The sequence below is a fragment of the uncultured Mycobacterium sp. genome (genome assembly GCF_964249325.1).
Taxonomy (GTDB): domain Bacteria; phylum Actinomycetota; class Actinomycetes; order Mycobacteriales; family Mycobacteriaceae; genus Mycobacterium.
Genome location: NZ_CAXUCH010000067.1, coordinates 1 through 5329, shown reverse-complemented (window position 1 = coordinate 5329; position 5329 = coordinate 1). Strand labels below are relative to the sequence as shown.

The window sequence follows — 5329 nt, the reverse complement described above, 5'->3', positions numbered from 1 at the left end:
AACAAGATGCGTGTCTGACCGTACATCGTCACTAGAGTGACGGAGAAGATCGATATCACTGCGCCGGCCGCCAAAATGGTACTGCCGACGACGTTTCCGGTGATGTGCTCCAAGATCGCCGCGAGGTCAGCCTCCTGGCCCTTGAAGTCCTGCCACGGCTGGCTTCCCATTGCGGCCAGCGCCACGAGTATGTAAAAACCGGTCACGATGAGCATGGCCGCGATGATCGCCCGCGGCATCGTGTGTTGCGGTTCCTTGACCTCGTCACCGGCGGTGGACACCGCGTCAAGGCCGATGTAGGTGAAAAAGATCGTGCCGGCAGCCAAGCTGATGCCCGAGACACCGAACGGCGCGAAGTCGGCGAAACGCTCTGCCCTGAACGCGGTGAACGCGATAGCGGCGAACATCAGCAGCACGGCGAGCTTGATCACCACCATCACGGCATTGACCTTCGCCGATTCGCTGACACCCCGAATCAACAGGACCGCGCACATCGCGATCAAGACGATGGCCGGCAGGTTGACCACACCAGGTCTGGAATCCCACGGCGCATCCGAAATAGTTTGCGGCAGTTGAAATCCAAAGACGTTGTCGAACAACTTGTTTAGGTACTGACTCCATCCAACGGCTACCGCGGCGGTTGACACACCGTATTCGAGCAGCAGGCATGCCGCGACGCCCACTGCCGCGAGCTCGCCCAGGATGGCGTAGGAGTACGAGTAGGCCGACCCAGACACCGGTACCGCCGATGCCAGCTCGGCATAGCAGATCGCGGTGAGCCCCGCCGCGATGCCGGCGAGCACGAACGAGATGACCACTGCCGGACCGGCTTGCGGTACCGACACCGACAGGACGACGAAGATGCCCGTGCCGACCGTCGAGCCGACACCGAACATGGTGAGCTGAAACGTTCCCAGGCTGCGTCGCAGATGATCTGAGGCGCCATGGGCGACTGGCGCGCCGCTCACCGGCCGGCGCCGCAGCATCTGCTGTGCCAAGCTGTGCGCCGGCATGGGGCCTCCTACGCGGGATGGTCCGAGTATGACTGCGCGGCAACCGGCACGCCGCCATTTCGCGCTCCTCCCGCGCCGTCCGGGCCGCGGGGTCGTTGTCGGCGGCCGCGCCGCTGTCTGCGGCGCGGTCCCGCCTGCGGAAGTCGACGCCTCAGAAGACCCGACTAAGTCTTGGCCGGTTCCAGAGCAGCGCATACTTGAGCCGTGACGACGCGCGACAGCCCTTCACCGGGACATGCGCAGATGCGCGTGGAGAGTCTGTGGCGTTATCCGGTGAAGTCGATGCTCGGCGAAATCGTGACCGAGCTGGTCGTCGACGAGCGTGGCGCCGACGGAGACCGTCGGCTGGCGCTGGTCGATGCGGTCACCGGCCGGGTGGCCAGCGCCAAGCAGCCCCGATTGTGGCGGCAGCTTCTGCAATTCACCGCCAGGGGAGATGGCGGGCGGGTCCGCATTCAGCTGCCCGACCAAACGTGCGTGGCCGCCGACGACGCCGGCATCGACGATCTGCTCTCCCGGTTATTGGGGCGGCCAGTCCGCCTGGTCAGCAAGCGCTCGCCGGGCGCGACGTTGGAACGGCCCGACCCGGAGAAGGTGCTCGAGTTGGGCGTGGACGCCGACGTCGAAGCCCGCATCGTCGAAATCGCCGGCGCGACGCCGGGCGATTCGTTCACCGACCTTGCCCCGCTGCACGCAATCACCACCGCCACGCTGGAGCGGATCGGGGTAGAGGCGTTGCGTTACCGGCCGAACCTGGTGATCGCGACACCCCCAGGGTACCCGCCGTACGCGGAAAACGACTGGACCGGAAAACAATTGGCTGTCGGTGAGACGCGGCTGCGCGTTCTCAAGCCGACATCACGGTGCGCGGTGCCCACGCTCGGGCACGGTTCACTGCCGCCGGCTCCGCAAGCGCTCCGCACCTTGGTCGCCGAAAACCGGGTGGCGTCAGCGGGATCGGCGCCGTTGCCCTGCGCCGGGGCGTACCTGGAGGTGCTGACTGCAGGCATCATCCGCACCGGCGACCCGGTCACCCTGGGCTAGCGGCACCCGCGCTGTCCCCTGCGCTATCGGTCAGCTGCTGCGGCTCTAGATTCCGGCTTCAGGGCCGTCACCGGGTGGCGATGAATCCGCCTCTGGGGCCGCCGCTTCCAAAACCGCGGCGTCGGCTGGCGCTGGATCAGCCGCTGGCGCTTCGGGTTCCACAGCGCCAACCAAAACGGCCGCTTCCTCGGGCGCGCGATTGTCTTCCATTGCCTCAGGCTCCACGGGCAGGAACATGTGATCGGCGAACTGTGGCTGGTAGGCGCCTGCACCACCGATTTTGACGCCACCGCCTTCGCCGCTGGACACCGAAGTTCCATCCGGCAACGTCACCGCCGTGTGGCCGTTGTTCCAGCCGATCACCAAAGCGCCGGGGGCAGTTCCGTATTGGAAGCCCCGGGCCAGCAAGGCGGACTCCTCGTTTCCAGTATTGAAGCGGTTTCCGAAGACCGGCCTGTCGGTGGCCACATTCGACACCCACGAAGCCAGGCCAGAGCAGTCAGTACCGCCAGGCGAGTCTCCACCCGCGACATACGGGGTACCCGACACCAGCTGAATAAGGGACATCACCGTAGCTAAAACAAACATGCGCCGGGACACTAACAACACAATTGCTCGACCACCAAAATATTTGGTGGGCCTCACCATTCGTGTCGATGAGTGGTTCCAGTTACAGAGCGAAGAATATCCGCTCTGCTGCACTGAATTCTGAATCATCGTGCAAAGTGACGATGCAGCTTGATATTTCGCTAACGATCGGTGCGGCTTGCATTGAAGCTATGAAACACAGCGGTGGATTGAAGTTGAAAATAACGGTATTCCAATAGCATTCGGTTAGTCTTTGTCCACGCGTTTGATGAGGCGGGCGGTTGCCCGTTCGATCAGGTGCTGACGTTCGACCGGATGGCGTTGGCGTTGAACCCTTTGCAGTACCGGGCGGATCGTTATGCCCTGTTCGTAAGCCAGCACCACCCGCGGATCTACATAGGAACTGCGCGCTACCGCGGGCGTGTTGCCCAGGTCCTCGGACACAGCCCGCATCACCGCCGCTTCTGCGCGGCGACGAGCCGTCTTCGAGGTGGGCTCCCGCGCGGTCGCGAACCCCTCAGCCGCCAGCACGGTGCCGTGCCAGGTCCGAAGGTCCTTGACGCTGAATTCCTCGCCGACGAGTTGGCGGAACCGGGCGTTGAGGTCGTCGGCGCGGAACCTATTGCCGCTGATCCTGCGGTTGTGGCGCGGTGAGACAACCCATGAGCGCCACGCAGCCGCCCGCGAGCACCGTGACCGCGCCGAGGTGAAGGCCGACACCGCGATCGTGGTCAAGCGTGCCGAGGTGCGCGAGGCGGCCGAGTTCATGTGGGCCGAGCAGCAGCTGGCCAATGCTCGTCTGGCCGTGGAGGCGCAGACCGAAATCGACCGCGCACAGCATCGGCGCCGGGTCGCCGAGGCGCTCGAACCTCCGCTGCGGGCTTCGTCTGAGCGCGTGTCTGCGGCGAACGACGACAATATATACCTGCCCATCGCCGCCGAAGCCGAGGCCGCGAGTAAAGCGGCCATGCAGGTGCCCCACCGAGAAATTCCGCGGTGTCCGCGGGTCAGCGATCGACATGCCCGCTGACATGAGACGGTATGAACTTATGCTGCCCCACAAGTACGTGACCTACGAAGAGTTCGGTCGACGGTTCTTCGAGGTCGCTGTTACCGAGGACCGCGTCGCGGCGGCGTTCAGCCAGATCGCCGGCGAGCAGTTCCAGACGGGCCCGATGCGCCAAGGGCCGGGCGGGCTCGCCCGGGTCAGCGCCAACGTCAACATCCAGCAACCGCAGGTCACCCGCAAGCTGGGACAGATGATCACGTTCGACATCCGGATTCCGCTTGCCATCGAGATGATCGTCGATTTGCGGTTGGACAAGCAGCGGTTCATGGTCGACGGCGAAATCGCGTTGCGAGCCTCAGCGCATGCGGCCGAGCCGCTGTTCCTGGTCATCGAAGTCAGCAAGCCGAAGCCGTCGGACATCATGGTCCACGTCGCCGCCACCTCGATCCGCGGCGAACTGTTGCGGATCGTCGCGGGTGTCGACGGAGAAATCCGGCGCTACATCGCTTGGCACGTCGCCAATGAGATCGACTCGCCGCAATCACAAGCGGCTCAAGTCATCGACGTCGCAAAGGAACTGGCCAGCGCCTGGGACAGCAACTGAGGCCCGGTCACCGCCGGTTGGTTTATCCCGTCACCACACGCGGGTATGAGTGGCCGGGTATGCGCTTAGCGGCGTTTTCAGGATTGAGGCATGGCACAAGTAGACGTTTCGACGACATCCGAGCTTGAGCCCGCGGCCGCCTGGAAGCTGGCGTCCGATCTGAATCGGTTCGGCGAATGGATGACGATTTTCGGCGGCTGGCGCAGCCCCGTTCCGTCCACCGTCGAAGAGGGCACGTGTGTGTCGGCGTGCATAAAGGTGAAGGGATTTCGCAACGTCATTCACTGGACGGTAACCCGATTCGACGAGCCGGAAGTGATTGAACTGAAAGGGCGCGGCCGCGGCGGAATTCGGCTCGCGGTCAAGATGACGCTCAGCGACAACCATCCCGCAACGGCGTTTCATCTCACGGCCGAGCTCAAGGGCGGCGTGCTCAACGGACCGCTCGGGGGGCTGGTCGCCCGAGTTCTCAAGTCCGACGTGCATAAGTCGATAGACAACCTGGCCGCTTTGCGCTGATGGCCTAGCCGCGTCGCGCCCGCAAACGGATGGCCCGCTGAGTATTGTCCGGCCATGGACCGCAGCCGGGCGCCGTTGTTGGACGCTTTGGCCGACTACCGCCGCAAAGGCCGTTACGGGTTCAGCCTGACCTTCCACCGTTCAGTGTCCGGCGCTGGGCCGGTGGGCCAGCCGTTGCCGTTGGAGTTCGCGTATCCGCCGGCCTTCCATGGTCAGCCAACCCAGCCCGGCTCCGACGGATAGCAGCGCGACGACGACGGCCGCCACACCGACGCCGACTTGCCCCATAGCGAACGCGGCGAGGCAGATCACGAACGCCACCACACCGGCTCCGAGCAGGACGAGCCCGGGCACCTTCGCCGTGTCTTTCATCGATTCGCCCGCGCGAGGCCGGGGGGTGCGGTGGTGGTCGACCGGGTCGCGGGAGCTGTCTCCCATGCGCCTCTCCTCTGCTGTCGCTCCAGTTCTGTCGCGTCGGGCATGTCTAGACGGCCTACCCGTATTGCGGTGACGAAAAACGGGTCACCACCCGCTGTTGTAAGCCCGGACGGA

At 64.5% G+C, this 5329-nt stretch carries 6 protein-coding genes and 3 pseudogenes (1 of these 9 cut by a window edge); 5 read left to right on the top strand and 4 right to left on the bottom strand.

Annotation, left to right across the window (positions count from 1 at the left end):
* Positions 1 to 1013: pseudogene (locus tag ACFE99_RS10895) on the bottom strand (APC family permease); it reaches 500 nt to the left of the window's first position.
* A gap of 243 nt (positions 1014 to 1256) precedes the next feature.
* Between ACFE99_RS10895 and ACFE99_RS10890 the strand changes: the two are divergent.
* Positions 1257 to 2057, top strand: a complete 801-nt coding sequence (locus ACFE99_RS10890) for an MOSC domain-containing protein (protein WP_375485115.1) — start codon at positions 1257 to 1259, stop codon at positions 2055 to 2057.
* 45 nt (positions 2058 to 2102) lie between these two features.
* Here ACFE99_RS10890 and ACFE99_RS10885 read toward each other — a convergent pair whose 3' ends face one another.
* Positions 2103 to 2645: a hypothetical protein gene (locus ACFE99_RS10885; protein ID WP_375485113.1), complete on the bottom strand. Its 543-nt coding sequence runs from the start codon at positions 2643 to 2645 to the stop codon at positions 2103 to 2105.
* Positions 2646 to 2891: 246 nt separating this feature from the next.
* A complete protein-coding gene (locus tag ACFE99_RS10880; protein ID WP_375485117.1) occupies positions 2892 to 3365 on the bottom strand; it encodes a hypothetical protein in 474 nt (157 codons plus the stop codon).
* Between ACFE99_RS10880 and ACFE99_RS10875 the strand changes: the two are divergent.
* From ACFE99_RS10875 to ACFE99_RS10860, 4 genes and pseudogenes are all read left to right on the top strand, one after another.
* Positions 3265 to 3624: pseudogene (locus ACFE99_RS10875) on the top strand (DUF4407 domain-containing protein); the annotation flags it as partial. The gene ACFE99_RS10880 and the pseudogene ACFE99_RS10875 sit on opposite strands and share 101 nt — an antisense overlap.
* A gap of 70 nt (positions 3625 to 3694) precedes the next feature.
* Entirely contained in the window at positions 3695 to 4258 is a 564-nt protein-coding gene (locus tag ACFE99_RS10870; RefSeq protein WP_375485087.1) for a hypothetical protein, read from the top strand.
* 90 nt (positions 4259 to 4348) lie between these two features.
* On the top strand, positions 4349 to 4777 hold the full coding sequence (locus ACFE99_RS10865) for an SRPBCC family protein (RefSeq protein ID WP_375485085.1): 429 nt from the start codon (positions 4349 to 4351) through the stop codon (positions 4775 to 4777).
* Between the two features lie 54 nt (positions 4778 to 4831).
* Positions 4832 to 4930, top strand: a pseudogene (locus tag ACFE99_RS10860) (amino acid decarboxylase); the annotation flags it as partial.
* Here ACFE99_RS10860 and ACFE99_RS10855 read toward each other — a convergent pair.
* Positions 4919 to 5215, bottom strand: a complete 297-nt coding sequence (locus ACFE99_RS10855) for a LapA family protein (RefSeq protein ID WP_375485083.1) — start codon at positions 5213 to 5215, stop codon at positions 4919 to 4921. The pseudogene ACFE99_RS10860 and the gene ACFE99_RS10855 sit on opposite strands and share 12 nt — an antisense overlap.
* Between the last annotated feature and the right edge of the window lie 114 nt (positions 5216 to 5329).

Coding starts and splice junctions, on each gene's coding strand:
- ACFE99_RS10890 (WP_375485115.1), top strand. CDS start 1,257: ATGCGCGTGGAGAGTCTGTGGCGTTATCCGGTGAAGTCGATGCTCGGC.
- ACFE99_RS10885 (WP_375485113.1), bottom strand. CDS start 2,645: ATGTTTGTTTTAGCTACGGTGATGTCCCTTATTCAGCTGGTGTCGGGT.
- ACFE99_RS10870 (WP_375485087.1), top strand. CDS start 3,695: ATGCTGCCCCACAAGTACGTGACCTACGAAGAGTTCGGTCGACGGTTC.
- ACFE99_RS10865 (WP_375485085.1), top strand. CDS start 4,349: ATGGCACAAGTAGACGTTTCGACGACATCCGAGCTTGAGCCCGCGGCC.
- ACFE99_RS10855 (WP_375485083.1), bottom strand. CDS start 5,215: ATGGGAGACAGCTCCCGCGACCCGGTCGACCACCACCGCACCCCCCGG.